This window comes from Streptomyces sp. T028, from assembly GCF_048159505.1.
GTDB lineage: Bacteria > Actinomycetota > Actinomycetes > Streptomycetales > Streptomycetaceae > Streptomyces.
In genome coordinates, this window is the sequence record NZ_JBLRVZ010000019.1 from 284,536 (window position 1) to 310,920 (window position 26,385).

The following is a 26,385-nucleotide window of genomic DNA, read 5'->3' on the forward strand; positions in this document are numbered from 1 at the left end:
TCTTCACCCGCACTTGTTCAGGAGGTTCCCCATGAAAGACGTCGTGATCGTAGGCGGCGGCATCGCAGGCCTGGCCGCCGGCTGGCGACTGCGGCACTGGGACACGCTCCTGCTCGAATCCGAGGGACGGGTCGGGGGACGCATCCGGTCCGAGCGCCGGGGCCCGTACTGGATGAACTGGGGCGGTCACGTCTACGCCGGCGGGAACTCCGCGACGTCCTGGCTGCTGGACAACACCGGGGTCGAGTCCGCTCCGGTGCCGGGCTCGCTCGCCGGGCTGGCCATGAACGGCAAGCTGCTGCTCAAGGGGCGCGTGGAGACGTACCCGTTCCGCATTCCGATGCCGATGGCGGCGCGGGTCGCCATGGTCACGGCGGGCGCCAAGGTCGCGATGCACGTGGCGCGTTACGCACGCATCGTGCAACGGCGGCGGGGCGAGACCGCGGCGCAGCACCAGCAGCGGATCTACGACTTCATGAACGACCGCTCCTTCCAGGACTTCATCGGCGATCTCCCCGAGGACGCCGAGGCGTTGTTCAAGCCCACGGTGACGCGCTCGTCCGCGGACATGGACCAGCTCTCGGCAGGCGCGGGCGTCGGCTACTTCAGCCTGGTCTGGGGCATCGGAGGCGGTCTCTCGCAGAGCATCCTCGGTGGACCGTCCACCCTCACCGAGTCCATCGCCGCGGCCCTGTCGGACCGGGTACGGCTGAACGCGTCCGTCGACGAGATCGTCCACAAGAAGGACTCGGTCGTCGTCCGCTACCGCCGGGACGGCGTCGAGCGGGAGGTCGAGGCGCGTTACGTGGTCCTCGCCACTCCCGCGACCGTCAGCCACCGCGTCGCGGTCGACCTCGACCGCGACGTCCGAGAGGCCCTGTCGAAGATCATCTACGGGCCTTACGTCAGCGCCGCGTTCCTCAGCGACGAGACCGGCCCCCAGGTCTGGGACGACGCCTACGGCATCGCGACCCCGAAGCGGTCCTTCAACGTCGCGCTGAACATGTCGAACGTCGTCCACGGCTACTCCGCCGAACGCCGCCCCGGCAGCAGCATCATGACCTTCTCGCCGGGCAGCCTCGCCCGCGAACTGCTGGAGCACGACGACGACAAGATCCGCCGGATCTACCTCGACGACCTGGACCAGGTGCTGCCGGGCTTCGCCGACAACGTCGTGGAGGCCGAGATCCAGCGCTGGCCCACGGGCGCGCCCTACTGCTTCCCCGGCCGCGGCAAGCTCCAGCAGACCCTGACCCGGCGTGGCGGCCGGGTGTTCCTGGCCGGTGACTACCTCGGCACCCTCTACACCGAGACCGCGATCCAGACCGGCCTGACAGCTGCCCACGAGGTGCGCAGCCTGCTGGCCACCGACCGGCAGAGCACCGCGCGCGACCTGGCGGCGGCACGGAACGCGTAGCACACCCTCATCCCCACCCCTGGCCGGAGCTCCGAGAGCTCCACCGCACACCCGCTTTTCTGAAGCTTCACCTGAGGAGATCCACCATGTCGGCACAGCTGAGCGGTGTCCTGACCGCACTCGCCATCCCCTTCGCGGCGGACGGCCAGATCGACGAGAAGGTCCTGCGCCGTGTGGTCGACCGCAGCATCGACGGTGGGGTCGACGGCGTCGTCGCCTGCGGCTCCACCGGTGAGTTCGCGGCGATGAGCGGAGCGGAGCGGCGCCTCGTCGTCGAGACCGTCATCGACCAGACGGCCGGACGGGTACCGGTCGTCGCGCAGACCGGCGCGCTGAGCACCAGGGAAGCGGTCGAACTGTCCCGCCACGCGGAGGCCGCCGGCGCCTCCGTCCTGATGGTGGTCGCCCCGTACTACGAGCCGCTCACGCTCGACGAGACCCTGCACTACCTGCGCAGCGTCGCCGACGCCGTGGACATCCCGATCATGCTCTACAACCTGCCCGGGGCCACCGGCGTCAACCTCACCCCGGACATCGTCGGCAAGCTCGCCCGCGAGGTCGAGAACATCCAGTACATCAAGGACACCAGCGCCGACATGGCCCAGGCCGGGCAGCTGATCCACAACCACGGCGACGTCATCTCCACCTTCGTCGGCTGGGACAGCCTCCTCCTCCAGGCGATCTCCGAGGGCGCGGCCGGTGTCATGGCCGGGACCGCGAACGTCATGCCGGCCCACCTGGTCTCCGTCCACCGGGCGCTGCGCGCCGGCGACCTCGACCGCGCGCGGGCCGAATGGGACCGGATCTACCCGCTGATGGACGCGATCATGTCCGCCCCCTTCATCCAGGCGGTCAAGGCCGGCCTGAACGCGGCCGGGATCCCGGCCGGCGAGCCCCGTGAGCCGCTGCTCGGCCTCGACGCCGCCACGACCGCCCGGATCACCGCCCTCGTCGAGGCGCTGCCTCAGCTGAACGCGGCGAGCTGAGGGACGGACGGCGCGGCAGCCATGAGATTCCTCGACGGGCACGACGTCCGAACCCTGTTCGACATCGACACCGCGACCGCCTCGCAACGAGCGGCGTTCCTCGCCCTCGCGCGGGGCGAGGCGTGGCAGCCCGAGAAGATCATCGGCGGCCACGCCGACGACCCCGACACCGTCTTCTGTTACGCGGCGCGCCTCGACCGCACGAGCGGCCCCGTCTGCAAGTTCGGGAGCGTCAACCCCGGAAACGCGGGCAGGCGTCTGCCGACCATCAACGCCGTGGTCACCGTGCTCGACCCGCACACCGGCGTCCCGCTCGCCTTCATGGACGGCACCGCGCTCACCACGCTGCGCACAGCCGCCGCGAGCGCGGTCGCGGTCGGCGCACTGGCCCGGAGCGAGGCAGCCCGGCTCCTCGTCCTGGGATCCGGTGTCCAGGGGCGGGCGCACATCGAGGCACTGTCACGGAACAAGGCCTACGCCTGGACCGGCATGTGGTCACCACGCCGTTCCTCGCTCGACGCCTCCGTCGGCCACCTGCGCGAGCAGGGACACGACGTCGAACCGGTGGACTCCCTGAGCGACGCGCTGGCCCGGGCGGACGTCGTCGTCTGCGCCACCCTCGCCACCGAGCCACTCTTCTCCGCACACCAACTGTCGCCCGGTACCACCGTCGTGACCGTCGGTTCCTTCGAACGGCACCGTTGCGAGATCGGGCCCGACGTCCTGCGCGCAAGCCGCCGGGTCGTCGTCGACCACGAGCCGACGGCACGACACACCTGCGGTCCGGTCGTCGCCGCCCGGGCGGAGGCCGACCTGGAACTGCTCGAACTCGGCCATGTCCTGACCGGCGCGGCGACAGGTCGTCGTGGCGACGACGACATCGTGACCTACATCAGCGCCGGCCTCGGCGTCCAGGACGCGGCAGCGGCCTGGCACATCTACCAGCAGGCCGAGGCACACGGCGTCGGCCGACGTGCCGACCGGCCCACTGTCCCACACGACCACGCTCAAGGAGTCACCGATCATGACCACTTCCGCTGACCTCACGACGGCCGGAGTCCGACGCGCGGCACAGGCACGGCCGCTCATCGCCGAGGCCGACCTTCCTCCGGCCCGCCATTTCGTCGACGGAGCCTTCGTCGAGGGATCGACCGAGCGCGTCATCGACGTGGTCGACCCGAGCAGCGAGGCTGTGATCGCGCGGATTCCCGAGGGGACCGCCGAGGACGTCGACCGGGCGGTCGCCGCCGCCGTCGCCGCCAAGAACGAGTGGGCGGGGCGGCTTCCCCGGGAGCGCTCCGAACTGCTGCACGCCATCGCCGACCGACTGGTCGAGAACACCGAGTTGTTCAGCAGGCTGGAGTCGGCGAACACCGGCAAGCCCCTCGCGGTCTCGACCGACGACGTCGGCCAGGCCGTCGACACCTTCCGCTTCATGGCCGGCGCGGTACGCGCGACGACCTCCCTGGCCGCCGGCGACTACGCCGAGAACCACCTCTCGGTCATCCTGCGCGAACCGCTCGGCGTGATCGGCGTGATCACCCCGTGGAACTACCCCCTGCTCATGGCGGTCTGGAAGATCGCCCCCATCCTCGCCGCGGGCAACACCCTGGTCATCAAGCCGTCCGAGCAGACCCCGCTGACCACCCTGAAGTTCGCCGAACTCGTCGCCGACCTCCTGCCGCCCGGCGTACTGAACGTGGTCAACGGATACGGCTCGCCCGTGGGCGCCCGGCTCGCCGAGCACCCGGACCTGAACATGATCGCCCTGACCGGCTCGGTCAACAGCGGCCGTGCCGTGGCCCGGGCCGCCGCCGACACCCTCAAGCGGGTGCACCTCGAACTCGGCGGCAAGGCACCGGTGGTCGTCTTCCCGGACGCCGATCTCACCGCGGCCGCCTCGGCGTTGCGCGTCGCGGGCTTCTGGAACTCGGGTCAGGAGTGCGGAGCCGCCTGCCGCGTCCTCGTCCACGAGTCGGTCGCCGAGCGGTTCGTCGGGCAACTCGTCGGCGAAGTCCAGGCGTTGGTCGTCGGTGAGCCGCAGGCCGGCGAGGACGTCGAGGTCGGCCCCATGGTCTCCAAGGCGCACTTCGACCGGGTCACCGGGTACCTGGAGCGGGCGAAGAAGGACGGCGTCCGCGTGGCGACGGGCGGTGGGGCGCTGGACGGTCCCGGCTACTTCGTCGCCCCGACCGTCCTGGTCGACGTCCCCGAAGGCGCCGAAGCCGCCCGTGAGGAGATCTTCGGCCCCGTGATCACGGTCGAGACCTTCACCGACGAGGACGAAGCGGTACGCCGCGCCAACGACGTCCCCCTCGGCCTCTCGGCATCGGTGTGGACCGAGAACGCCCGCCGCAGCCACGACATCGCCGCCCGCCTCGACTTCGGAACGGTCTGGGTCAACTCCCACCTCGTGCTGGCCAGTGAAGTCCCCTGGGGTGGCTTCAAGGGCTCCGGCTACGGCCGCGACCTGTCGATCTACGCACTGGACGACTACTCGCGCACCAAGCACGTCATGCACAACCACGAGCGCTGACGCCGCACGAAGCGCATCGGCGTGTCGGGGTGGGTGAGATGAACACGCATGTCGAAGCGCCGATGCCGCTCGACCAGTCATGCGACGCGTGATCGTCGCGACCGGCGGCGATCCCGCGGCACCCCGGATTCCCGGCGCCGACCGGAACTCCTCGCCCGCGAGCCCCGGTCGACGGTCCGGAACGAGAACGGGCTCGTTCCTGGTCAGAAGCTCTGAGCGCGATACGCCGCGAGCAGTCGCCGCAGGGCGTCGACGCCCTCCTCGGTACGGGCCGGCCCGTCGGAGGTGACCTGGTGGAAGACCAGGCCGTCGAGGGTCGCGAAGACGATCTCCGTCATCTCCTGGGGCACCTCGAAGCAGGCCAGCGCCTCGCGGACCGCGTCGCGGTAGGCGTCGTAGAGCATGTCGACGTGGCGGCGCAACTCCGGGCGCCGGTTCGATTCGAGCTTGAGCTCGTACTGGAACGCCTGCAGATCGGGGTCGTCCGCGATGAAGTCGGCCAGAGTCGCGGCGAAGTCCTCAAGACTTCCGCTGGCCGGAACCAGTGAAGAGGTCTCGATGCTGCGGGTGACGCACCACCGCAGTGCCTCTTCGAGCAGGGTGTCCCGCGGGACCGAAGTGATGGGCGACCAGCCCGTGCGTGACACCGGCTTCGGCGGCGACGGCACGATAGGTCAGTTTCCGCAGGCCGTCACGGGCCACCACTCTGACGGCCGCGATGAGCAGCGCGTCACGTCCTTCGCCGTAGCCAAGCCTGGTGTCCTGCCCCGCCTCACCGTCCGCTCCCGCCGTGGTGGCCACTCGTTCTCCCCTGTGTCCGTGCGCTCCCTGCCACCCAATCTATCCTATTGGCAAGTTATCCATCTGGATAGATTCTCGCTGTAGCGCACGCCCTCTCGCCACAGGAGTCCCCATGGCCGTCCCCGAAGGACTGAGCACCACCCGGTTCGCTCCCCGCTACGCCGACCGCGTCGAGGAGTGGATCGACGTCTACGGCAACGCCGCCGCTGATGGTGTCGAAGTTCGACCACTGCCTCGTCGACTGCTCTACCGCTGGGACCTGGGCGAACTGCCCGTCGACATCCCGCTCGTCGTCTCCGACCACCCCGACCTCGCGCCCATCACACAGCGGTACGGGATCCCGTTCGTCCACCTCCCCGTCACCCGTGACACCAAGCCGGACGCGGAGGCCGAACTGCTGCGGCGCAACCGAGTGCCCATCACCGGACGGCAGTTCTGCGTCATCGGCTGCGGGATCACCGTGGGCCGCCCGCTCGGCCTGATGCCCACCCGCAGCACCGAGCACGCGACCGTGACCCTGTGCCACGAGGCCACCCAGGACACCGCGGCCCACGCCCGGGTCGCCGACGTGGTCGTGGCCGCGGCCGGCGTGGCCCATCTGGTCAAGCCGGACTGGATCAAGCCGGCCGCCACGGTCCTGTCCGTGGGGATCACCCGGACCGCGGAGAGTGTTCTCGGGGACGTCCACCCGGGCGTCGACCAGGTCGCCGGATCCGTCGCCCCGCCGGTCGGCGGGGTGGGGCCGATGACCCGCGCCATGCTGCTGACCAACATCGTCGAGGCCGCCGAGCGCGGCTCCACATGACGCACGGCTTCGGGCCGAGCCGAAGAGGCCCGGCCCGAAGCCGTGTTCCGCGCTACGAACGGCCGGCGCAGTGCGCGTAGCACTCCACCGGGTCACCCTCGTGTCCCCAGGGCCAGGGCGTGACCAGCCCGTCCACGGCGGAGAAGACGGGGCCGGCTTCACGCGTTCGGCCCGCCCTGCTCAGGGCGTGGGCGAGCAGCCCCAGGTCGGCGACCGCAGCCGCGTGGCGCAGACGGCCGGGGGGCATCCAGTGGGCCAGGGCGTGGTCCAGCAGCCGGCCGGTGTGCGGCTGTGTCCAGTACTGGCTGATCCCCAGCGTCCGCGTTCCACCGGCGTCCAGGTCCCGGTGGTACTGCCGTACCGCGGCGGCCGACGGCAGGCACGCCGTGGGGGCGTCCGACGGCATGACCGCGACGACGTCGTCGAGGAAGTCCCGCAGCGCGGCCTGACTTCCCTGCTCCTCCGGGGAGAGGTAGCCCAGAATCTGCGGATGCGCCTCTCTGCGCCACGGATCGCGCGCGTGGATCCCCTTCCAGATGGGGGTGAGTTCGGAGGTGGGCCGCCCCAGGGTCCGGGCCGCTGCCAGCGCGCCCACCCAGGGAGTCGGATCGCCCGGGCGCGCCTCGGCGGCGAGGCGGCAGGTCGCCATGGCGCCCCACGGATCGGTGGCCAGCTCCGACCAGGCCGCCAGGACCAGGGCGTCCGGATCGCTCGGCCGGTGCTCACGCCAGGCACGGGCCAGCGCGGGCACCGTGTGCGCGAGAACGCCGATCCGGTGGCAGCGGCGGTCCCAGTCCTCTCCCGTGTCCCTCAGGAGCCGCTCCACCTGGGCGACGGCGAGATCCTGCGGACCGATGCCGCGGGCCGAGGTGACGCTTCTCAGCACCCGGCCCAGCGGCACGTCGTCCAGTTCGGGGGCGAGACGGGGTTCGTGTTGTCCGCGGCCGAAGAGCGCCATGGCCGTGTCAGCGTCTGTCCTGGGCGGCCCGGACAAGGGCGTCGAAGAGGCCCTGCTGGGCCGGGTCGTGCTCCGCGGTGTCCTCGGGGTGCCACTGCACGGCCGTGAACCAGGCGGAACGCCCGGGCAGTTCGAGTCCCTCGACGGTGCCGTCGGCGGCCCGCGCGGTGACGGCGAGTCCCGTGCCGGTGCGGTCGACCCGCTGGTGGTGGTAGCAGGACGCCTCCGTCTTCTCGGCGCCGGTGGCCCGTTCGAGCAGGGTGCCGCGCTGGATCGCGACCGGATGCACCACATGACGGTGCTCGCGCTCCGGGCCGCCCATGTCCTGCTCCAGGCTGCCGCCGAGGACGATGTTCACGACCTGCAGGCCGCGGCAGATCGCCAGGAGAGGTGTGCCCGACTCCAGCGCCTGGCGGGCGACTTCGAGGTCGAAGGCGTCCTGGAGGTCGTCGACGTCGTAGACGCCGGAGTGGATGTCGGTGGCGCCGTAGCGGTGCGGGGCGAGGTCGCCGCCGCCCGGGAGCAGCACTCCGTCGAAGCGGACCAGCCGAGCGGCCACGTCGCCTCGGGCGGGGTCCGCCAGGTGGACGCTCACCGGCTCGCCGCCGGCCCGCCACACGGCCTCGATCAGAGCACGTGCGTTCACCTCCGCGGCGTACCGCAGGGCGGAGGTGGTGGCGGAGAACCGGGCGGGAATCGCGATCAGGGGTCGCGTAGGCATGGTCGTACGGCTCACAGCTGGATCCAGGTGGTCTTCAGCTCGGTGTACTTCTCGATCGCGTGGACGGACTTGTCGCGGCCGTTGCCGGACTGCTTCACGCCGCCGAAGGGCACGGTCAGGTCGCCCTCCTCGTAGGAGTTGACCCAGACCGTCCCGGCCTTGAGGGCGCGGGAGACCCTGTGGGCGGTGGACAGGTCGGAGGTCCACAGGCCGGCGGCGAGGCCGTACTCGGTGGCGTTGGCCAGCCGTACCGCCTCCTCGACGTCGTCGAAGGTGAGGACGGACAGGACCGGGCCGAAGATCTCCTCCCGGGCCAGGCGCATGCCGGGGTCCACCCGGTCGAAGACCGTGGGCCGAAGGAAGCTGCCGCCGCTCTCGGTCAGCGCCCGGCCGCCGCCCACGCGCAGCCGGGCGCCCTCGTCCAGGCCTGCGCCCACGTGCTCCAGGACCCGGTGGAGGTGGTTCTCGCCGACCATCGCGCCCATCTCGGTGGCAGGGTCGAGCGGATCGCCGACCCTCAGCTCGCGGGCCCGCGCCACGACCGCTTCGGTGACCTGTTCGGCGATCGACGAGTGGACCAGCAGCCGGGAGGGCGCGGTGCACATCTCGCCCTGGTTGAAGAAGACGCCCCAGGCGGCGGTGGCCGCGGCGCGGTCCAGGTCGGGCGCGTCGGGGAGGACGATGTTGGGCGACTTGCCGCCGAGTTCGAGCCAGACCCGTTTGAGGTTGGAGTCGGCCGCGTAGCGCAGGAAGTGACGCCCGACAGCCGTGGAGCCGGTGAAGGCCAGGACGTCGACGTCGGGGTGCAGGCCGATGGCCCGTCCGGCCACCGGACCGTTGCCGTTGACCACGTTGAGCACGCCCGGCGGCAGCCCGGCCTCGGTGGCGAGTCGGCCGAGCAGGAGGGCGGAGAGCGGGGGAGTTCTCCGACGGCTTCAGTACGACCGCGCAGCCGGCGGCGAGTGCCGGCGCGACCTTCCAACTCGCCAGCGTGAGCGGGAAGTTCCAGGGCACCACGGCACCTACGACACCGGCCGGCTCCCGGGTGACCAGGGCGAGCGCGTCCGGCGCGGTGTGCGGGGACTCGTCGGTGAGTTTGTCGGCGAGTTGTCCGCACCAGCGGAAGGTGTTGATCGCGGCACGCAGTTCGATCCCGTACGCGTCGGTGACCGGCTTGCCCATCTCCAGGCTGACGGTCAACGCCAGTTCCGCACGGTGCTCTTCGAGCAGTTCGGCGATGCGCGACAGGATCCGGCCGCGGTCGGCGGGCGCGAGGCGCGGCCAGGGACCGGAGTCGAAGGCCCGGCGGGCGGCGGCCACGGCCGCGTCCACCTCGTCCGTGCCCCCGTCGGCCACCTGCGTCAGTACCCGGTCGTCGCGGGGCGAGACGGCGGCGAAGGCGGCCCCGCCCCCGCCCTCGTCGACGCCGCCGATGTGATGCGCACCGGTCAGGTCAAGTGCCTTGGCGCGGAGCAGCCACTCCTCGTGGGTGATGTCCGGCGTGTGGGACCTCCAGATGGATTATTTGAATCCAAACGGTATGGTGCCCGCTGAAGCCGTCACAAGGGCGCTGTGGGGATCGGGCGCGGCCGACCGGGTCCCGGGGGAGCGGGAACCGGGCCGGCCGCACCGTGGGGGCGGGGTCTCAGGCCCCGGTCGCCGTCCTGCCGCGCGTCACGCGGGCGGCGACGACGCCGAGGACCAGCACCGCCGGAACCGTGACCTGGAGCCAGACGGCCGTGGTCCGGTCGCCGCCGATCAACGTGGTGAAGTTCTCGACGATCAGCCAGATGGCACCCGCTGTGCCGAGCGCACCCAGCACCGGGGCGATCAGCGTGTTCCAGGGCCGGGTGTCGGCACCCGAGCGGCGGAAGAACACGACCACGGACACCGAGATCAGGAAGTAGAGGAGCATGACGCCGAGGACCGCGACGCCGCTGAACCAGGAGAAGAGGGTCAGCACCGGATCCTTGCCCAGGACCGCGAACGGCATCACCAGAAGCACGGAGATCGCGGTCTGCACGGCACCGGCCACCCACGGCGAACGACGCCGGTTGATGGAGGTCAGCCCGTGGGGCAGCAACCCCTCGCGGCCGAGGGAGAAGAGGTAGCGGTTGGCGGAGTTGTGGAAGGCGAGGATGCCTGCGAAGAGGGAGGTGGCCAGCAGGATCGGCAGCACGTCGCCCGCCCAGCCGCCGAACAGCTCGGTGATCGGAGCGAAGACGAACGAGGTGGCGTCCAGTGGCTCGGGCAGCAGTTCACGCACCCGCGAGGGGTCGGTGCGGTACTCGACGGTCAGCAGGTCGCCGGAGTAGCGCCAGGGCGGCGACGGGATCAGCGACGAGGCGCCGCCGGCCGTCTTGGGGTGGAGGAATCCGCGGACGGTCGTCATGGTCAGGTCGTTCCTTACGCGGTGAGGGAGGGCTGCTTCAGGAGTTCGGTGCGGTAACGGGCTGCGGCGGACGCGGCGGCGTGTCCGCCCAGAGCGACGACGCCGACGAGCCGCCCCCCGACGTGGTATCCGGCGACGACATCGCCGTCGAGGTCGCCGTCGAGCACCCGGACGTCGTCCTTGCCGAGGACCGGTGAGCCGAAGGACTGCAGACGGAACTCGTGCTGGTCGCTCCAGAAGGTGGGCAGCGGCGCGAACGGCGCCGGCTGCGCAGCCGCACCGGAGAGGTGTGCGACGAGTGCCTTGGCGGCGTGCTTGGCCGTGTCGGTGGGGATGCACCAGTGCTCGACGCGGCGTGGAACACCGTCGTAGCGGGCGTTGGGGAAGCGGGCGAGGTCACCGACCACGACGACCTCCGGCCGGCCTCCGGCGCGCAACTGCCCGTCGGTGAGCACGCCGTCGGCCAGGTCGAGGCCGTTGCCGTCCAGCCACTCGGTGTTGGCGACGGAGCCGACCGATTCCACGACCACGTCGGCGGGCAGCACGGTGCCGTCGGACAGGACGACACCGGTGACGTGGTCCGCGCCCTCGAAACCGGACACACCCGTGCCCAGCACGAAACGCACTCCGCGTTCCTGGTGCCGCTTCAGCAGGGCGCGTCCCAGCAGCTCCCCGAGGGGGCCGACCATGGGCAGGGGCAGCGGGTCGACGACGGTGACCTCGGTGACGCCCAGGCCCACTGCCGTCGCGGCGACCTCGCAGCCGATGAAGCCGCCGCCGACCACGACGACCCGGGCGCCGGGGCGGGTCAGTGCCTCGCGCAGCCCTTGGGCGTCGTCAAGGGTGCGCACGGTGTGCCGGCCGGCGAGTGGTCCCGGACAGTTCAGCCGGCGGGGGCGCATGCCCGTGGCGACGACGAGTCCGTCGTACGACAACGCCTCGCCGTCGTCGAGTTCGACGATCCGGTCGCCGAGACGGGCCGCGACCACCTTGGTGCCGAGGCGCCACTCGACGTCCGTCACGCTGGCGCGGGGGCGGAAGGTCAGGGACCCGAAGGGTGCCTTCCCGGCCAGCACCTCCTTGGACAGCGGAGGCCGGTTGTAGGGCATGTGGGGCTCGTCGCCGACGAGCGTGATCGTTTCGGCCCAGCCGGCGGCGCGCAGTTGCTCGGCGGCGCGCAGGCCGGCCATGGACGCGCCGGCCACGAGGATGCGGGCGCTCATGATCAGGCCTCGATCCGGATGGCCTGCAGCGGACACACGTCCGCGGCCTCCTCGACCTCGTCGCGCAGCGCTTCGTCCGGGTCGGAGACATGGGCCAGGTGGCCGTCGTCGTCCATCGAGAAGACGTCGGGAGCGGCGAAGACGCACTGTCCGTGGTCCTGGCACTTGTGCATGTCGACGACGACCTTCATGGCGGTCCTGCAGATGGTGAGGGCGTCGGAGCAAGGCCAATTCGTTTGGCTTCAAACAGGATGGGGAGACGTCACTCCCCGGGTCAATACCTGTCCACCCGCTGGGCCGCCGAGCCCGGTGTTTCTATAATTTGAGCCCGAACGACGCCTGCTGTGCGACGTGTCCTCGCAGTCCCGAAGGAGTGTGTCCGTGCCCGGTCACCGGTCCATCACCGAAGCCGAGAAGCTGGCCGAGGCGAAACTCGGCGGCACTCGCGTCCATCACGAACAGATGGCCGTGGTCGCCAACATCTACCGTGCCGCCTCCGCGGTCCGGCAGCACCTGGAGAACTCCGTCCTGCGCGGCGCCGATCTGACCTGGACGGCGTTCGTCGTCCTGTGGGTCATCTGGATCTGGGGAGAGTCGGAGACCCGGCACGTGGCGGAGGAAGCCGGCATTTCCAAGGGGACGCTGACGGGGGTCTCGCGGACGTTGGAGAAGCGGGGGCTCGTCCTGCGCACGGGACATCCCTCCGACGGGAGGCTCGTGCTGCTCAGCCTCACCGAGGAGGGCGAGGAACTGATGCAGCGCGTGTTCCCGGCGTTCAACGAGGAGGAGGCCTTCGTGGCCGGGCGGCTCAGCGCCGCGGAATGCCGCAGCGTCGCGGAGGGACTGCGACGGGTCGTACTCCAGGTGGAGAAGCACGGTGAGGAGCGCCGCCTCGCTCTCCTCGACGGTGCCGCACCGGCACCACGCCGGAGCGGACGCCGCCCGAAGGCCTGAGCAGGGCATCACGGTGCGGCCCGGCGGGCCGCACCGTGACGCGGTGCCTCGGCTCTCCACCCCTGCCCTGCTGCGGGTCAGCCAGGCGGCGACGAACCCGAGGATCATCACCACGGGGACAGGCTCCAGCCGGACGGCGGTGGTCCGGTCGCCGCCGATGAGCGTGGTGAAGTTCTCGATGACGAGCCGGATGACGCCGGCGATCCCCGGCGCGCCCAGGACCGGGGCGACCAGACCCACACCAGCCCGCAAGGTGAGGTGGTCCCGGTCAGCGGCGGTATGGACGCGGGACTGCCGGACATTTCGATACGTCCCGACCTCAGCACACTGGTCGCGCTGCCCTGGGAGCCCAAAGTCGCCGCCTGTCTCGGGGACGTGACCGACCCGGCCACCGGGTCGCCCGCTCCCGAGTCGCCGCGCGACCTGCTGCGGCCACGACGACGTCCTCGGCGGCGACGCGCGGGGTGACGCCGATGGGGGCGATCCACCGCAGGCCCTCGTCGAAGGCGCGCAGCGCGTGCTCCTGCGGGGCGTCGGCGACGGTCTGCGCCTGGTCGGGGTCGAGCAGCAGTCCCGCGCAGGCGTTCGCGGCGGCGTGGCCGGGTTCCTGCAGACCGCCCAGGATGATCACTTTCATGGTGGGCAGCACCTCGGCGAAGGCGCGCATCTCGCCGTCGGGCAGGCCGCCGTGCACCACGTGGCTCATCAGGGTGTGGTCGGGTTTGGCGGCCACCCGCTCGTACAGCGCTCCGAGCGACGTGTCGATCTCGGCCAGCGCGCGGTCGAGCCGCTGCCACACGGCCGGGTCGTCGCTGACGTTCTGTAGACCGGCGCTCATCGCGTGGAACCACTCGACGAGCGTCTCGTTCGGGGTGTCGGTCAGTCCGATGACGTCGCCGATACAGCGCACCGAGACGGGTTCGAAGAGGTCGGCGGTGAGGTTCGCCGACCCGCGGGGCGTCAGCTCCGCGAGACAGCGCTCGACGACCGGATGGGTCAGGGCCTCGACATAGCCGCAGACCCGCTCCAGGGTGAGGTTCTCGTCGATGCCCAGTCGGAGCAGCTGATGGTCCTCGCCGGTCATGGACAGCACGTTCGGCATGCCCATCACCCGGGCCTCCGGTCGGTCCGGGCTGCCGGACGGTCCGAACACGCGGTCGTTCGCTCCTACCGCGCGGCAGTCCTCGAAGCGGGTGACCAGATATTCATGGGCTCGAAGAAGGCGACGGGGGCTTCCTCGCGCAAGCGGGCGTAGACGGGATAGGGGTCCCTGTACAGGTTCTCGCCATTGAGTTCCAGCGCAGACATCACGGGCTGATCCAATCCGGATTCCGTTCTGACTTAGGATTCCGATGAGTATTTGAGTGCCTCCGTCACGGTGTCAATACGTCGGACGTCGGCAAGTTCCGCGTGTTCATGGTCGCTGTTTCCCCGCTCTGTCGGTACATAAAGATCTGTCTCCGATCCGTTGACAGCCGTCCGGGTGGGGCATACGGTCCGGAATTCAAAGACCGATCGGTATCTGAAACACCACCCGGGGCGGCGCTCCTGATCAGTCACTCCCCGAAATGAGATGACGATGACCGATGCGACGACGCATCTGCCCACCCTCCCGGACGACTTGGTCCGCGAGCTCGTCGCGGTCGTCGGTGACGACTCCCTCCACATCGAGCGGACCAAGGTCGACGAGTTTCAAGGACGCCTACTGGATCCCCGGTGACGAGACCTACGCCGCCTTGGCGGTCGTACAGCCCGTCTCCACGGCGCAGGTGCGGGAGATCGTCCGCCTGGCCGGCCGGTACCGGGTCCCCGTGTGGCCGCACAGCCAGGGCCGCAACCTCGGACACGGCGGCGCGTCACCGCGCGTGCGCGGCTCGATCCAGATCGGCTTCCAGAAGATGAACCGCATCCTGGAGATCGACGCGGAACTCGCCTACGCCGTCGTCGAGCCGGGCATGACCTGGTTCGACCTGCACCACGCCGTACGAGCGGGCGGCCGTCAACGCCGCGGGCGGCATCAACGGCCGGAAGATCGACTTCAAGGTGAAGGACGACGCCTTCGACCCCGCCCGACTGGTGTCCAACAACACCGAGTTCGTCACCAAGGACCACGCGACGGTCGTCATCAACTTCGGCGGCATCGCGGTCGCGGCCCGGCCCCAGCTCAACACGGCGGGCGTGGCCCAGATCGTGCAGGGCGGCGAGACCGTGCTGAGCGACGTCAAGAAGTTCCCCGACTCCCGCGCGTTCGTCCCCGACACCTCCTGGGAGGGCGAACTCCAGGGCCGCTACATCAAGGAGAAGATCCCCGAGGGCGTCGTCGGCTTCATGGGCTTCAACAACGAACTCGCCGACAGCCGGCTCGCCGGCCTGGCCAAGGCCGGCGTCAAGCCGGTCAAGGCACTCAGACTCCCGCCTGGGCAGGGAGACATCGCCTCTCAGGTCACGGAACTCAAGGCGGCCAAGGTCGACACCCTGGTCGTGACGCTCGGCCCGCCGACCCTGGGCGCGCTGCTGTCCTACATGGGCCAGATCGACTACCACCCCCAGGTCTTCATCGGCAGCCCGTACGCGGACTTCGCCAGCACGGTCAAGCCCGCCGGCGCCGCCAACGTCAAGGGCGCCTTCTCCCACCAGTGGTTGGACCCGCAGAACCCCGCGGTGCACAACGAGAAGGCGCTGGTGCAGTACCGCGCCGACATGGCGAAGTACGCCCGAGGCGGACGCCGGCCAGTCGTTCGCGCTGACCGGTTACGGACTGGCCGCGGCCGTCGTCTCGGCCCTCAAAGGCGCCGAGGAGGTCACCAGCAGGGGATTCCTGGCCTCGTGGGACTCCCTGTCCGCGGTGGAGGACCCGCTCCTTGTCGACGGAGTGAACCTGACCGGAGAATCCGACGGCCGACTGGTGCACGAGTACCGGCTCCACGAGTTCAACGGCACCAGCTGGGTGCCGCAGGGCTCCATCGTCAATGTGTCGCAGAACGGAATATCCGGCTGAGTCGTCGCGCTGTGACCGGACCGGACGAGAACCCACTCAGCGGGTTTACTCCGGTCCAGGGGCGCGAGTTCCGGCACGATACACTGGCGCGCGGTTCGACACCGGGCTGTTCCGCCGTTTGTGAGCGAATGCAGTGGGGAGAGCATCATCATGGCGAGGCTGACGCGAGAGCAGAGTCAGGCGCTCACGCGGGAGAAGCTCCTGAACGCGGCACGTGACGTGGTCGCGCGCGAGGGTTACGAGGGTGCCTCCGTCGAACGCATCGCGGACGAGGCCGGCTTCTCGAAGGGCGCGTTCTACTCGAACTTCTCCTCCAAGCAGGACGTTCTCCAGCAGCTCCTGGAGGGCAACGCGGGGCACGACGTCGAGGAACTCTCCGAGTTTCTGCGCGATGTCACCGACCCGGACGCTGTCATCGAAATCGTCGCCCATTGGTCCGACACCCGTGCCGCTGAACAGAAGTGGGGAATCATCGCCATCGAATTCCTGCGGCGCGCGCAGCGCGACGGAACTCTGGGAATGCGGCAACGGCAGCTTTTCGTGAGCCAGTGGGAAGAGATCGGGAATCTACTTCTCGATAAACTCGCCCTGGGCCGCGACGGAAGAATCAACGCCCTCGACATGGGTGGAATCGTACTCGAACTCACCTACGGCGGTATCTCGGGATTCCTTCGCGCCAATACCGCCGGTCAGATGGTGCGACACGTGCTCAAGTCGTTCCGCGACTCGGCTCGAGCCGCGCAGGAGAGGTGATGGGCGGCCGTCTGGACGAGCATGCAGGTGCCGACAGCGAGTTCCCAGGCGGCGATGGGCAGGGTAGCCGTGCTCGCGTCGCGCGCGGCAGGCAGCACGTCGTCCAGCGCCGACTGGTCGAGGAGCGTGTACCGCCCGGCCAGCATCACCACGTCGGCGGCGGTCTCGCGCAGGAAGCGCGCGAGCACGGCCGACCGGTTCATGCCGGCCTGGCTGCCGGCCGTCCCGCAGACCTCCCCCCTCTCGGCTTCGCCGAGCTGGGAACCCCGAAATGGTTGTACGGCCGCCGAACCCGGCCGACATCGGCAAGATGCCCGGACTTCCGCAGGCGGCCGCCTTCGACGCGCCCTGACCATGGGCGGCGGAACTGGCATGCCCTCAGCCCAATCGAGCCGCCGATCGACGCAGGACGACCACTATGGCGGTCGGCAGTCGAGCCGTGCCGACCAGCGCGGCGAGCGCGATCGCAAGGCAGGTCGGCCGAGTTGGCCTGGGCTGGTGCACTGGATCGGCGCGTGGAGACCGCCCACGATCGCAACGGTCCGATGCCCCGCTTCGGTCTGTTCCTCGACGTACTCCTCACGGCCTGCCCGCCGGCCGTGGTCAGGTCGGCGTGCGGTCGGTGTGCGGGACGGGGCACAGCGCGGCGCCCGGCGAGCCCTCCTCGCTCGACTCCGTGCCCGCCTTGCCGTGCGTGGCGAGTCGTTCGGCTTTGCGCTTCTCGATCAGCGCGGTCCGCTCACGGAAGTACTTCTCCGACGCCGCCTCACGCGGGTCGGGCAGGAACTTCTGCAGCCGTATCTGGGTCTTCCTCGGCGCGTTTGTCACGCCGGTGCACGACCTTCCCGGTGTGGGCGAGGGTCTCAGAGCCGCGGGGATGGACGATGTTGTGGATGGTGCTGGCCGAGACGACCAGGTCGAGGACCGTGGGGTTGAGCTGGTAGTCGCCCATCAGCCGGATGATCTGCTCGTACTCGGTCTCCGGGTCCAGCTTGCGCATGGCCCGGTCGACCCACTTGTAGCAGCGCTTCGTTCTTGGCACGGGGACTCCTTTGTCGTGGGGTGAGCCGGATCGGGAGGCGGTCAGAAGGGGTAGTCGGGCAGGTCCCCGCGCACGGTGCCCCTCCCCCAGAGGGGGCACCCCCAGCTGTTCGGTGAAGGCCTCGAGGTTGGCCATGGCGCCGCCGTGCCGGGAGCCGGTCCCGGAGTCGCCGACCCCGCCGAAGGGGGCGGTGGCCTCGTCGTTCACGGTCTGGTCGTTGATGTGCACCAGCCCGCTCGGGATGCGCTCGGCGAGTTCGAGGCCCCGCATGACGTCGCGAGTGAGGATGCCGAGGGAGAGCCCGTACGCGGAGTCCGCAGCCAGCCGGACCGCCTCCTCGAGGTCGGCGAAGGGAACCACGGGCGCGACCGGACCGAAGATCTCCTCGGTGTACGCCCTGGAGGTCACCGGGACGTCGGCCAGCACGGTCGGGTGGTAGAAGAGCCCTTCGTAGGTGCCGCCGGCCGCGATGCGTGCGCCCGCGTCGACGGTGTCCCGCACGACGCCGTCGATTCCGGCGAGCTGGTTCCGGTCGATGACGGTGCCGACGGCGATGTCCCCGCCCGCGGGGTCGCCCACCGGCAGCGCGGTGGCGTGCCGGGCCAGTGCGGCCGCGTACTCGTCCGCGATCCGCGCGTCGACCAGGTGCCGGCCGCTGGCCATACAGATCTGCCCGGCGTGGTTGAAGGAGCCGTACGCGCCGACGGAGGCGGCCTTGTCGATGTCGACATCGGCGCACACGATCAGCGCCGAGTTCCCGCCGAGCTCGAGGTGCACGCGCTTGAGCCGGGTCGCCGCCGCGGCGGCGATGGCCCGTCCGGCGCGGGTCGAGCCGGTGAACGCGATGACCGGGATCTGTGGATCCTCGACCAGGGCGGCCCCGGTCTCGGCGCCTCCGGGCAGCATGTGCAGCAGCCCGTCGGGCAGCCCGGCCACTTCGAAGATCCGGGCGAACACGACACCGCCTGACACAGCGGTCCGCGGGTCCGGCTTGAGGATCACGGCGTTGCCCAGGGCGAGTGCCGGGGCGACGGCGCGTACGGCCAGGATGAGCGGGGCGTTGAAAGGGGCGATGACCCCGACGACGCCGACCGGGACCCGGCGGGAGAAGGACAGCCGTTGCTGTCCGGAGCGCAGCAGCTCGCCATAGGGCGCCGACGCGAGGGCGGCGGCCTCGTGACACTCAGCGGCACCACCTCCGAGGGTCTGGAAGGTGGCGAAGGGGCGAATGGCGCCGGACTCGCGCACGAGCCAGGTCTCGATCTCCTCCTGGTGCTGTTCGAACAGCGCCGCGGCGCGGCGCAGGACCGCGGCGCGGTCGGTGTGCGGCCGGGCGCCCACTCCCGCTGGGCCTGCGCCGCGCGCTCCGCGGCCTTCGCGACGTCCGCGGGCGTCGCTGATCCGACCCGGGCCAGGAGGGCGCCGGTGGCGGGTTCGGTCACGGCGATGTCCTCGCCGCTTCCGCGGACCCAGCCGCCCGAGAAGATCCGTCCGGACCACTGTGGGTCCGCCAGTAGGTCAGTGCGCACGCGCGTGCCTCCTCGTCGAGCGCGCGCTGGTGGCGCGCGACCTGTCGAGAAGTGTCAGACCTGCGGCGAAAGGCGTCTTGTCCGCACACGTCGTGCGGCTTGTCGGTTCGCGACGGGTATGTCGCGTCCGTCAGTTCACGCCGGCCACTTGGCGACGGCGCCCGGGGAAGGGCCCCGGCTTCGCCGACGGAACTCGCGGGGTGCGACGCCGAACTCGGCGCGGAAGCGCCGGCTGAAGCCGGCAAGGTCGGTCATCCCGTACTGGACGGCGATGTCGGTGATCGTCTCCTCGGCGCGCGCGGGATCGGCGAGGGCGGCCCGGGCGGCGGCGAGCCTGCGCGAGCGGATCACGGCGGTCAGTGTCTGTCCGGCCTCCTCGAAGGCGCGCTGCAACTGCCGAACGGACACGTGGTGGGCGGCGGCGACGGTGACCGGTCCGAGGTCCGGGTCGCCGAGATGGCGCTCCACGTAGTCCAGGGCGCTGCGCCGCAGCCCGGTCACCCAGGCCATCGGTGTACGGGGCGAGCACACTTCCTTCGGGCAGCTCGACCTCGGCCGATGCGAAGGGCAGTCCGCCTGTGCAGGGCGTCGGCGTGCGGGCGACCGTACATGCTGCGTCATTCGTACACCGTCACCGCAGCGTTCGTACCGACTGCCGGATCACCAACTGGGTGCTCAGCACGACATGGTCGTCGGCCGCCAGGCGTTCCTCGCGTTCCAGTGCCAGTCGGACCGCGGTGCGGCCCAAGTCCTCGTACGGAACCCGGACCGTGGTGAGGGCGGGGCTGAGGTCCGCGGCGAAGGGGACGTCGTCGAAGCCCACGAGCGAAATGTCACCGGGAACATCGAGACCGGCCTCGCGCAGGGCGGCCAGTGCGCCCGTCGCCACCACGTCGGTGCCCGCGAAGACCGCCGTGAAGTCCACGCCGGCCTCCAGTACCTCCCGGGTGCGCTGGTAGCCCGAGACGCGGGTGTACGGGCCGGGCACGTCGAGTTCTTCCGAGTAGGGCACGCCGTGGGCGCGCAGCGCGTGCAGATAGCCGTCCCTGCGCTGCACGGCGGTGCTCAGCAAGGGGGCGCCACCCAGGAAGAGAATGCGCCTGTGGCCGACGGTGAGCAGGTGGTCGGCGGCCTGGAAGGCGCCCCCGCGGTTGTCGTACTCGACGACCGTCACCGCAGAGCTGTCGGGCAGCGGTGGACGGCCGACCAGCACCAGCCGGGAGCCCGCGGCGTCCAGGGCTCTGGCGTACTCGACCATGCGCTCGTGATACCTGTCGTCCTGTACCGCTCCGCCGACCAGGAGAACCGCGCCCGCGTGCTGTTCGCGCATCAATCGCACCAGGTCGCCCTCGCGGTCCGGGTCGTCGTGAGTGGCGCAGACCAGGCTCAGCCTGCCCCGGTCCGCCGCTTCCTGCTCCACCCCGGCGGCGACATGGGCCAGCGACGGCCCGGTGATGTCCCGGATGACCAGCCCGATGGGGCCCGCCACCCGGCCGGACAGCGCCTTGGCATGGACGTTCACGGCATAGTGCAGCGACTCCACGGCCGCCATGACCCGGGCCCGGGTGGTCTCGGAGACCGGGTAGTTGCCGGCGAGAGCGCGGGAAACGGTTGCCACCGAGACGCCCGCCTTCGCGGCGACGTCGCGAATCGTGCTGGGCCGGTCGCCACCGTCGGTGTTGTTCCGTCGCCGCTTGGACCGCTTGGGTTCGATGGTCGTTCGAGGACCGCTTCCGTTGACCGTCACAGCTCGACGTTACTGCATGGAGAGCCTCTTGTGGGTAGGGGAGGGCCGGAACCGCCGCCCCGGAACAGTAATCGTTTCCCCCTCTTGGGGTCGGACGCGAGGGTCAGGTGCTGTCAGGCGCTGGTCACGAGTTCCGTGCGGCGGAGCCCGTACGCGGGTGGCTGTCCGGTGGCGAGCCGTTCGAGTTCCTCCATGACGGTGCCCCCGAGGCGTGCCAGCTCGTTGCCGAGGGAGCCTGCTATGTGCGGGGTGAGGAAGACGTTGGGCAGCCGGTAGAGGGGTGAGTCGGCGGGGAGCGGCTCCGGTTCGGTGACGTCGAGCACCGCGCTGATCCGGCCGGCGACCAGCTCGTCGGTGAGGGCGTCAGGGTCCACGAGGGCGCCTCGCGAGGTGTTGATCAGTACGCCACCGTCGGGGATCAGCGCGAGCCGTTCGCGGTTGAGCATCCGGTGGGTCTCCGGGATGTCGGGGGCGTGCACGCTGACGATGTCGCTGGTGCGCAGCAGTTCATCGAGGGGCAGTGGTATCGCACCGAGCGCCTTCGCCTCGGCGTCGTCCAGGTACGGGTCGTACAGGCTGACCGACAGGTCGAAGGGCTGCAGCAGTTCCAGCACCCGGCGGCCCACGCGCGAGGCGCCGATGAGCCCGACCCGCCGGCCGAGGTTGCCCACCGCCGCGTACTCGTCCGGAGCGGGGTAGACGTGCTGGGTCCGGAAACGCTCCCGGAGTCCGAAGGCGTCCTTGCCGGCGAACAGGATCGCGGCGAGCGTGTACTCGGCTACGGGAAGCGCGTTGGCCCTGACGGCGCTGGAGATGGTGAGTCCCCGCTCCCAGAACGCGTCGCCGATCAGGCTGCGCACGCTGCCGGCCGCGTGCAGCACGGTACGCAGCCGGGGAGCCGCGTCCAGGACCTCCGCGCCGAGGTGCGGACAGCCCCAGCCGGTGATCAGCACCTCGGCCTGGGCCAGCGACCTGGCCGCTCCGGATCGGTGAAGTCCTGCAGGACGACTCCGGGATGGATCGCCACGAGTTGCCGTAGCCGCGTCATGAGACGAGGCGGGAACAACTCGGGCAGATGCACCGGGTTCATCGCGAACACGGCAGGGGGCAGCGGTGGCGTGGGCATGGCGCTCCTGCTTCGGGCAAGGGGGCGAAGGGGGCCGGAAGACCTCCGAGTAAACGTATTCCACACTAAGGAGCCATTGCCCCGCAGGTCAACGCGCAATCGAGCGTCACTGGTTACACCCTCTTGTGGTTCCGGCCACTCACGTCCTACGGTCCACAGCAAACGGTTACCGTCCTTCGGGAAGCGAACATCGCATCCCTTGCCATCCAAGGTGGACGGCGACCACTGGGTCGTCGACTTCACCTCGCCCGAGGCGCTGAAGGCCGGGGACATCGTCCAGCAGCTGGTCGACAACGACCTCGCCTCCAACGCCTCGTACGCCGACCCGGGTGTCTTCAAGACGTGGGACCTCGGTACGACCATCGCGATGACGACCTCGACCTGGCAGCTGCCGATCTACAGCACCAACTTCCCGAAGTCCCGGGGCCAGTGGCAGCTCGCGGACTCGCCCGTCTTCGACACCGCCAAGCCGCAGACCTCCAGCAACTTCGACGTCCTGGCCGTGCTCAAGGGCTGCAAGTACCCGGACCGTGCCGCCCAGTTCGCCACCTGGCTGTCCAGCAGCAAGGAGTCGCTGACCACGCTCACCGACCCCGCCTCCAAGTCCGGTCTCTTCCCGGCGGTCACCGACGTCTCCCCGTACGTTGACAAGATCATCCCCACCGAGATGTTCAACGGCAAGTCCGACAGCGCGAACGTGATCACGACCGCCGCCTCGCGGGTCGGTGAGCAGTGGCAGTACGGCCCGAACTACGCGGCCATGTACTCCGAGATGCAGAAGCAGTGGGGCAAGGTCATGAAGAAGGAGCTCACGGTCGAGGACATGCTGACCAGCATCCAGAAGTGGACCGTCGACGACCTCAACGGCAAGGGCATCAAGGCGGTCGCGGGCAGCTGACGCCCCTCGAGCGGGGCAGCGGATCCCCGCGCCTCAGGAGACAGCCGACTCACTTCTCACTTGGAGACACCCGTGTCCACCCTCACGCGACCCGCGAAGGTCGCGACCGACTCCCCGGTCCGGCGGTCCTCCCCCCGCCGGACCGGGAGCCGGGGAGCCTACAAGGGGCTGCTGTTCACACTGCCCTTCCTGCTCGGCTTCCTGGCCACCTACGTTGTGCCGATCGGCTACGCCTTCAGCCAGAGCCTGCACGAGAAGAAGAGCACCGGCCTCGGCTTCGGCCCGACCCGAGTCGTGTACACCGGCTTCGCTGCGAGCATCATCTCCTGGTATTCCGCGGCACGGCGCATGTCGGCTACATCCCCGCTGAGCATGGCAGAGTCACCGGGCTGTCCAAGCTGGCCCGGCTGGTGGAGGTATACGCACGCAGGCTTCAGGTCCAGGAACGGCTCACCGGGCAGATCGCCGACGCGCTGATGCGCATACTGGGCGCGCGGCGCCATCGTGGTGGTCGAAGCGGAGCACATGTGCATGTCAGCACGCGGCATCCGCAAGCCCGGCGCACGGACGACGACTTCAGCCGTGCGCGGGCAGCTCCGCAGACCAGCGACGCGTGCGGAAGCGATGAGCCTGATTCTGGCGCGCTGACACGTACGTGGTCGACGTGGCCGGCTCGAAGCAGTTTCTGCTCGCCGCGGTGCCAGCCATTGCCCTGCACGTCAGTGCCTGTTTGTGAGCCCGACATGCCAAGCCGGGCCGGTGGATGTCGTTGTTGGTCTCGCGGGTGCCGATCGGTGTGCCGGCGCGAGGCTGCGTGCCTGTGCTGCGTGGGGCGGCTGAACAACAGGTGGTGACGACGGTGCTGCTGGGCCTGGCAGGGTCCTACATGGCCGGGAAGGAGTTTCACGCCAACCGGGCCGAGGCGACCGCCGTGGATCTGGATGCTGCCGTCGAACAGCTCGCGGTGGCGGTCAAGAGCAATGCTCAAGATCCGTGGATCAGCCCGTGGGAGGGACGCGGAGGGCGTACCTATCCGAACGATCCTGTGATGGTCACCGGGTAGGCCCGCGTTCGCAGCGCGGGGCGGGGAGGCACGCTCGTGCTCAGCGTAGTCACCGACGAGGGCTCCACCGAGTCCGGCTCCCTGAGCGACGAGATCGTACGCGAGGGCGCCCGCCGGATGCTCGCCGGCGCCCTGGAAGCCGAAGTCAACCAGTACTCGGCCGCCATCTCAAGGGCCGGGTTCGCTGCTTTGCCTACGGCGTAGGCCATGACCGTACCCACCTCGCCCACGGTCGCCGCGATCTGCGAGACGGACGCCAGGATCATGCCGCGCTCACGCAGGGCCCGGTCGGGGTGAGCGCGGGCAGCGCGTTCTCCACGGTCTGGGCCTGGTCCGGGTGAGCTCCGGGCGCAGGTCCTTGAGGAGGCAGGTGAGGTCCGTCACGGCGCTTGGAGCTCGGTGTCCTGAGCGGTGCCGTCGTCGTGGACGACGGTGCCGTGGTTGATGCCGATGACCTTTTCGCCGCTGTTCACGTTGACGACGTCCCCGTAGTAGTTCGATGTGTCGCTCATAGTCTGATCCCCGTGTTTCCCCTGCCGCCGTTCATGTTGACGACGGAACCGAAGTTGTTCGTGGTGTTGTACTGCTCAAGGACGGCGGAGAACTCGTATTCCGGGTGGTCGATCGCGTACACGATCTGCCCGGCGATCGCCCGCAGTTCATCCATGGTCGGCAGGGTCAGGACCACCCTGGAACCGCTGTTCAGCTCAACGACCAGCACCGGCTTCCTCGACCAGAGCAGGACGGCGCAGACAACGACCAGGGTGAACAGGGTCAGGATGCCCGGGGCAGGGCCGCCGCCCCCGCCGCCCCCGTCCGTGGAGTCGCGCCAGGCGGAGACCAAGAAGGCGAAGACCACCAACAGCAGGAAGTGGACGCCGGCCTTGCCCCAGGCGGGCTTCAGCCTGAACACTTCGACCCAGCTGACATTGCGCAACGGAACCGCCGCCGACCCCACCCACAGGATCTGCCGACGGACCCGGAGTTCCAGCGGCTTTCCCCTGCGGGGAGGCAGCGGCATCGGCGGTATCTGAGGAGGCGGCTGAGACGGGGGCCGGGGCGGAAGCTGTGGCGGAGGCCCGGGAGGTGTCCCGGGAGGTGGTACGCCCACGCCGCCTGTGTGATCCATGGTCCCCCCGTGCTGTCGTCACAACCACCCGCGCGGCGTGCAGTGCGTGGCGCGGGAGCATCATTAAGCCTGTGTGGGGTCGTGGGACGGCAGACGAGATACGGCCAATTTGCTTTGCTCCTGCACGGGTGAGCTGGGGGTTCGTCGTCAAGTGCAGGGGACTGTGGCCTCTCCGGATACCTCGAAGTCGCCTACATTACGGTCGAGTTAGCCGTATCGGCGACACCCAGGCGCAGGCGCCGGGCTGACGCTCATTGCGGGGAGGGTGACGCATGGAGTGGTGGGGTGTGCCCAACCGGATGCGACGCACCGAATCATGCCGGTGCGGATGAGTTCGGACATCAGTGCAAGCAACTTCGGACATTGACATTGCCCGTCGCCCCTGGCCGACCGCCCGGGCTCACACAGGCCTAACATGCCTTGCGTGGTCCCACACCTCTGTACTGCAAGAACGCTTGACAACCCCAGATAACGCACGCTCCCACGTCACCGTGCTGGTCCTCTGGTCCTCTGCCCTGCATGCTCCGGCGCCAGCGCCAACCACGGCATCAACAGATCGACGACCTGACCGCTTCCGCCGCCCGAACCGCCGCGCTGGCGCTGCCGCTGGCGGCGCTGCTGGCCGCGCGCAGCGTGCTGCGGCCGGTGCGTGAACTGCGCGACACCGCACGCCGCTTGGCCGACGGCGACCTCGACGCACGGTCACCCCGGATCGGTGCCGACGAGCTGGCCCAGTTGAGCCTGACCGTGAACGAGATGGCCGAGTCCTTGCAGCAGTCGATGAACACGATGGCGCGCATCGTCGTGGAGGTGCTCGCGACCACGGCCGACACCAACCGGATCCCGACGCACAGGAATCCCTCTTCCGCTACTACGCCAAGTTCCTGGCCGAGGCCCGGAACCGCGCCAACAACCTGATCGAGGAATCCATGCGGCGGTGGGAGGAGCCGGTGGACGGCGCGGAGAACGCGTTAACGGGACCTTGGCCCGGAAATGCCGCGGAACAGCTGGTCAGAGCTGGGATACCGGTGGGAGATATCGGGAGTAAGGCCGCTCTTCGACTCATGGCCCAGGCGTGGGTCGATAAGGGCGCCTGGCGGGCATCTGCCCAGGTCAGGCGCCCTTTGTCTGTGTCTAGAAGAAGCCCAGCTTCTTCGGCGAGTACGACACCAGGAGGTTCTTCGTCTGCTGGTGGTACCGGCTTTCCATGCGCCTGACCAGCTGAAACAGCTTGTGGCGACGGAGTTTTCGAAGCGCTGGCCCGGGTATGGTCCGGATCTTGGTCTGGAGTGGGGCTTTCCGGCCGT

25 protein-coding genes and 9 pseudogenes are annotated in these 26,385 nt (G+C 69.8%); 16 read left to right on the forward strand and 18 right to left on the reverse strand.

Going from position 1 to position 26,385, the window contains the following annotated elements; translation table 11 throughout:
• Positions 1-31 precede the first annotated feature (31 nt).
• From ACLZN2_RS19795 to ACLZN2_RS19810, 4 genes are all read left to right on the forward strand, one after another.
• Entirely contained in the window at positions 32-1,417 is a 1,386-nt protein-coding gene (locus ACLZN2_RS19795) for an NAD(P)/FAD-dependent oxidoreductase (RefSeq protein WP_416979821.1), read from the forward strand.
• 86 nt (positions 1,418-1,503) lie between these two features.
• Positions 1,504-2,403: a dihydrodipicolinate synthase family protein gene (locus ACLZN2_RS19800; RefSeq protein WP_416979822.1), complete on the forward strand. Its 900-nt coding sequence runs from the start codon at positions 1,504-1,506 to the stop codon at positions 2,401-2,403.
• Positions 2,404-2,424: 21 nt separating this feature from the next.
• Positions 2,425-3,444 (forward strand): ornithine cyclodeaminase family protein, encoded by a 1,020-nt coding sequence (locus tag ACLZN2_RS19805; protein ID WP_416979823.1) that lies wholly within the window; start codon positions 2,425-2,427, stop codon positions 3,442-3,444.
• Positions 3,428-4,939 (forward strand): aldehyde dehydrogenase family protein, encoded by a 1,512-nt coding sequence (locus ACLZN2_RS19810; protein ID WP_416979824.1) that lies wholly within the window; start codon positions 3,428-3,430, stop codon positions 4,937-4,939. The genes ACLZN2_RS19805 and ACLZN2_RS19810 overlap by 17 nt, the downstream gene beginning before the upstream one ends.
• Before the next feature lie 203 nt (positions 4,940-5,142).
• On the opposite strand, the gene ACLZN2_RS19815 is transcribed toward ACLZN2_RS19810, so the two are convergent.
• Positions 5,143-5,562 (reverse strand): hypothetical protein, encoded by a 420-nt coding sequence (locus ACLZN2_RS19815; protein WP_416979918.1) that lies wholly within the window; start codon positions 5,560-5,562, stop codon positions 5,143-5,145.
• Complete coding sequence (locus ACLZN2_RS19820; RefSeq protein ID WP_416979825.1) at positions 5,459-5,740, reverse strand: TetR family transcriptional regulator; 282 nt, start codon at positions 5,738-5,740, stop codon at positions 5,459-5,461. The genes ACLZN2_RS19815 and ACLZN2_RS19820 overlap by 104 nt, the downstream gene beginning before the upstream one ends.
• Positions 5,741-5,852: 112 nt before the next feature.
• Here ACLZN2_RS19820 and ACLZN2_RS19825 point away from each other — a divergent pair, with 112 nt between their 5' ends.
• Positions 5,853-6,545 carry a bifunctional methylenetetrahydrofolate dehydrogenase/methenyltetrahydrofolate cyclohydrolase gene (locus tag ACLZN2_RS19825; RefSeq protein ID WP_416979826.1) on the forward strand — a complete coding sequence of 231 codons (693 nt, stop codon included), beginning with the start codon at positions 5,853-5,855 and terminating at the stop codon, positions 6,543-6,545.
• Positions 6,546-6,597: 52 nt separating this feature from the next.
• Here the strand turns inward: ACLZN2_RS19825 and ACLZN2_RS19830 are convergent, their stop codons facing one another.
• The 6 genes and pseudogenes from ACLZN2_RS19830 to ACLZN2_RS19855 form a co-directional block, all read right to left on the reverse strand.
• Positions 6,598-7,503 carry a hypothetical protein gene (locus tag ACLZN2_RS19830; protein ID WP_416979827.1) on the reverse strand — a complete coding sequence of 302 codons (906 nt, stop codon included), beginning with the start codon at positions 7,501-7,503 and terminating at the stop codon, positions 6,598-6,600.
• A 7-nt stretch (positions 7,504-7,510) separates the two neighbouring features.
• Entirely contained in the window at positions 7,511-8,224 is a 714-nt protein-coding gene (locus ACLZN2_RS19835; RefSeq protein ID WP_416979828.1) for a gamma-glutamyl-gamma-aminobutyrate hydrolase family protein, read from the reverse strand.
• Positions 8,225-8,235: 11 nt separating this feature from the next.
• Positions 8,236-9,742: pseudogene (locus ACLZN2_RS19840) on the reverse strand (aldehyde dehydrogenase).
• Positions 9,743-9,869: 127 nt separating this feature from the next.
• Positions 9,870-10,463: pseudogene (locus ACLZN2_RS19845) on the reverse strand (amino acid permease); the annotation flags it as partial.
• Between the two features lie 167 nt (positions 10,464-10,630).
• Positions 10,631-11,839 carry an NAD(P)/FAD-dependent oxidoreductase gene (locus ACLZN2_RS19850; protein ID WP_416979829.1) on the reverse strand — a complete coding sequence of 403 codons (1,209 nt, stop codon included), beginning with the start codon at positions 11,837-11,839 and terminating at the stop codon, positions 10,631-10,633.
• A gap of 2 nt (positions 11,840-11,841) precedes the next feature.
• Positions 11,842-12,030: a ferredoxin gene (locus tag ACLZN2_RS19855; protein WP_416979831.1), complete on the reverse strand. Its 189-nt coding sequence runs from the start codon at positions 12,028-12,030 to the stop codon at positions 11,842-11,844.
• 190 nt (positions 12,031-12,220) lie between these two features.
• Here ACLZN2_RS19855 and ACLZN2_RS19860 point away from each other — a divergent pair, with 190 nt between their 5' ends.
• The 4 genes and pseudogenes from ACLZN2_RS19860 to ACLZN2_RS19875 form a co-directional block, all read left to right on the forward strand.
• Positions 12,221-12,793 (forward strand): MarR family winged helix-turn-helix transcriptional regulator, encoded by a 573-nt coding sequence (locus ACLZN2_RS19860; protein ID WP_416979833.1) that lies wholly within the window; start codon positions 12,221-12,223, stop codon positions 12,791-12,793.
• 231 nt (positions 12,794-13,024) lie between these two features.
• Positions 13,025-13,225: pseudogene (locus ACLZN2_RS19865) on the forward strand (glutamine synthetase); the annotation flags it as partial.
• Positions 13,226-14,372: 1,147 nt separating this feature from the next.
• Positions 14,373-14,513 (forward strand): hypothetical protein, encoded by a 141-nt coding sequence (locus ACLZN2_RS19870; protein ID WP_416979835.1) that lies wholly within the window; start codon positions 14,373-14,375, stop codon positions 14,511-14,513.
• A gap of 49 nt (positions 14,514-14,562) precedes the next feature.
• Positions 14,563-14,730, forward strand: a pseudogene (locus tag ACLZN2_RS19875) (FAD-binding protein); the annotation flags it as partial.
• Here the strand turns inward: ACLZN2_RS19875 and ACLZN2_RS19880 are convergent.
• Entirely contained in the window at positions 14,650-14,835 is a 186-nt protein-coding gene (locus tag ACLZN2_RS19880) for a hypothetical protein (protein WP_416979837.1), read from the reverse strand. The pseudogene ACLZN2_RS19875 and the gene ACLZN2_RS19880 overlap by 81 nt on opposite strands.
• Position 14,836: 1 nt before the next feature.
• Here ACLZN2_RS19880 and ACLZN2_RS19885 point away from each other — a divergent pair, with 1 nt between their 5' ends.
• The gene (locus tag ACLZN2_RS19885; protein WP_416979839.1) at positions 14,837-16,009 is read left to right on the forward strand and encodes an ABC transporter substrate-binding protein; all 1,173 of its coding nucleotides are present in this window, start codon (positions 14,837-14,839) and stop codon (positions 16,007-16,009) included.
• Complete coding sequence (locus ACLZN2_RS19890) at positions 15,942-16,544, forward strand: TetR/AcrR family transcriptional regulator (protein WP_416979841.1); 603 nt, start codon at positions 15,942-15,944, stop codon at positions 16,542-16,544. The genes ACLZN2_RS19885 and ACLZN2_RS19890 overlap by 68 nt, the downstream gene beginning before the upstream one ends.
• A 44-nt stretch (positions 16,545-16,588) precedes the next feature.
• Here the strand turns inward: ACLZN2_RS19890 and ACLZN2_RS19895 are convergent.
• From ACLZN2_RS19895 to ACLZN2_RS19925, 7 genes and pseudogenes are all read right to left on the reverse strand, one after another.
• Positions 16,589-16,777 (reverse strand): annotated as a pseudogene (locus ACLZN2_RS19895) (aldo/keto reductase); the annotation flags it as partial.
• 370 nt (positions 16,778-17,147) lie between these two features.
• Positions 17,148-17,372: a hypothetical protein gene (locus ACLZN2_RS19900; protein WP_416979843.1), complete on the reverse strand. Its 225-nt coding sequence runs from the start codon at positions 17,370-17,372 to the stop codon at positions 17,148-17,150.
• A complete protein-coding gene (locus ACLZN2_RS19905; protein WP_416979845.1) occupies positions 17,311-17,586 on the reverse strand; it encodes a hypothetical protein in 276 nt (91 codons plus the stop codon). Before ACLZN2_RS19905 ends, ACLZN2_RS19900 begins: the two co-directional genes overlap by 62 nt.
• Positions 17,587-17,627: 41 nt before the next feature.
• Positions 17,628-19,100: pseudogene (locus tag ACLZN2_RS19910) on the reverse strand (aldehyde dehydrogenase family protein).
• Between the two features lie 150 nt (positions 19,101-19,250).
• Complete coding sequence (locus ACLZN2_RS19915) at positions 19,251-19,625, reverse strand: helix-turn-helix domain-containing protein (RefSeq protein WP_416979847.1); 375 nt, start codon at positions 19,623-19,625, stop codon at positions 19,251-19,253.
• Between the two features lie 121 nt (positions 19,626-19,746).
• On the reverse strand, positions 19,747-20,862 hold the full coding sequence (locus tag ACLZN2_RS19920; protein ID WP_416979849.1) for a LacI family DNA-binding transcriptional regulator: 1,116 nt from the start codon (positions 20,860-20,862) through the stop codon (positions 19,747-19,749).
• A gap of 113 nt (positions 20,863-20,975) precedes the next feature.
• A pseudogene (locus ACLZN2_RS19925) lies at positions 20,976-21,988 on the reverse strand (hydroxyacid dehydrogenase).
• 199 nt (positions 21,989-22,187) lie between these two features.
• Here ACLZN2_RS19925 and ACLZN2_RS19930 point away from each other — a divergent pair.
• From ACLZN2_RS19930 to ACLZN2_RS19945, 4 genes and pseudogenes are all read left to right on the forward strand, one after another.
• A complete protein-coding gene (locus ACLZN2_RS19930; protein WP_416979851.1) occupies positions 22,188-22,886 on the forward strand; it encodes a hypothetical protein in 699 nt (232 codons plus the stop codon).
• A 311-nt stretch (positions 22,887-23,197) separates the two neighbouring features.
• Positions 23,198-23,534 (forward strand): annotated as a pseudogene (gene folE / locus ACLZN2_RS19935) (GTP cyclohydrolase I); the annotation flags it as partial.
• A 115-nt stretch (positions 23,535-23,649) separates the two neighbouring features.
• A complete protein-coding gene (locus tag ACLZN2_RS19940) occupies positions 23,650-23,949 on the forward strand; it encodes a hypothetical protein (RefSeq protein WP_416979853.1) in 300 nt (99 codons plus the stop codon).
• A 36-nt stretch (positions 23,950-23,985) separates the two neighbouring features.
• A pseudogene (locus ACLZN2_RS19945) lies at positions 23,986-24,120 on the forward strand (IS256 family transposase); the annotation flags it as partial.
• Positions 24,121-24,329: 209 nt separating this feature from the next.
• Here ACLZN2_RS19945 and ACLZN2_RS19950 read toward each other — a convergent pair.
• Both ACLZN2_RS19950 and ACLZN2_RS19955 read right to left on the reverse strand, forming a co-directional pair.
• Positions 24,330-24,461: a hypothetical protein gene (locus tag ACLZN2_RS19950; protein WP_416979855.1), complete on the reverse strand. Its 132-nt coding sequence runs from the start codon at positions 24,459-24,461 to the stop codon at positions 24,330-24,332.
• A complete protein-coding gene (locus ACLZN2_RS19955) occupies positions 24,458-24,970 on the reverse strand; it encodes a DUF6232 family protein (protein WP_416979857.1) in 513 nt (170 codons plus the stop codon). Before ACLZN2_RS19955 ends, ACLZN2_RS19950 begins: the two co-directional genes overlap by 4 nt.
• Positions 24,971-25,597: 627 nt before the next feature.
• Here ACLZN2_RS19955 and ACLZN2_RS19960 point away from each other — a divergent pair.
• Positions 25,598-25,996: a HAMP domain-containing protein gene (locus tag ACLZN2_RS19960; RefSeq protein ID WP_416979859.1), complete on the forward strand. Its 399-nt coding sequence runs from the start codon at positions 25,598-25,600 to the stop codon at positions 25,994-25,996.
• Positions 25,997-26,385 lie beyond the last annotated feature (389 nt).

Bases quoted from the DNA above. Each gene is read 5' to 3' on its own strand.
- ACLZN2_RS19795 (WP_416979821.1), top strand. From the start codon at position 32: ATGAAAGACGTCGTGATCGTAGGCGGCGGCATCGCAGGCCTGGCCGCC.
- ACLZN2_RS19800 (WP_416979822.1), top strand. From the start codon at position 1,504: ATGTCGGCACAGCTGAGCGGTGTCCTGACCGCACTCGCCATCCCCTTC.
- ACLZN2_RS19805 (WP_416979823.1), top strand. From the start codon at position 2,425: ATGAGATTCCTCGACGGGCACGACGTCCGAACCCTGTTCGACATCGAC.
- ACLZN2_RS19810 (WP_416979824.1), top strand. From the start codon at position 3,428: ATGACCACTTCCGCTGACCTCACGACGGCCGGAGTCCGACGCGCGGCA.
- ACLZN2_RS19825 (WP_416979826.1), top strand. From the start codon at position 5,853: ATGGCCGTCCCCGAAGGACTGAGCACCACCCGGTTCGCTCCCCGCTAC.
- ACLZN2_RS19830 (WP_416979827.1), bottom strand. From the start codon at position 7,503: ATGGCGCTCTTCGGCCGCGGACAACACGAACCCCGTCTCGCCCCCGAA.
- ACLZN2_RS19835 (WP_416979828.1), bottom strand. From the start codon at position 8,224: ATGCCTACGCGACCCCTGATCGCGATTCCCGCCCGGTTCTCCGCCACC.
- ACLZN2_RS19850 (WP_416979829.1), bottom strand. From the start codon at position 11,839: ATGAGCGCCCGCATCCTCGTGGCCGGCGCGTCCATGGCCGGCCTGCGC.
- ACLZN2_RS19855 (WP_416979831.1), bottom strand. From the start codon at position 12,030: ATGAAGGTCGTCGTCGACATGCACAAGTGCCAGGACCACGGACAGTGC.
- ACLZN2_RS19870 (WP_416979835.1), top strand. From the start codon at position 14,373: ATGACCGATGCGACGACGCATCTGCCCACCCTCCCGGACGACTTGGTC.
- ACLZN2_RS19890 (WP_416979841.1), top strand. From the start codon at position 15,942: ATGGCGAGGCTGACGCGAGAGCAGAGTCAGGCGCTCACGCGGGAGAAG.
- ACLZN2_RS19915 (WP_416979847.1), bottom strand. From the start codon at position 19,625: ATGGCCTGGGTGACCGGGCTGCGGCGCAGCGCCCTGGACTACGTGGAG.
- ACLZN2_RS19940 (WP_416979853.1), top strand. From the start codon at position 23,650: ATGTCGTTGTTGGTCTCGCGGGTGCCGATCGGTGTGCCGGCGCGAGGC.
- ACLZN2_RS19950 (WP_416979855.1), bottom strand. From the start codon at position 24,461: ATGAGCGACACATCGAACTACTACGGGGACGTCGTCAACGTGAACAGC.
- ACLZN2_RS19955 (WP_416979857.1), bottom strand. From the start codon at position 24,970: ATGCCGCTGCCTCCCCGCAGGGGAAAGCCGCTGGAACTCCGGGTCCGT.
- ACLZN2_RS19960 (WP_416979859.1), top strand. From the start codon at position 25,598: ATGCTCCGGCGCCAGCGCCAACCACGGCATCAACAGATCGACGACCTG.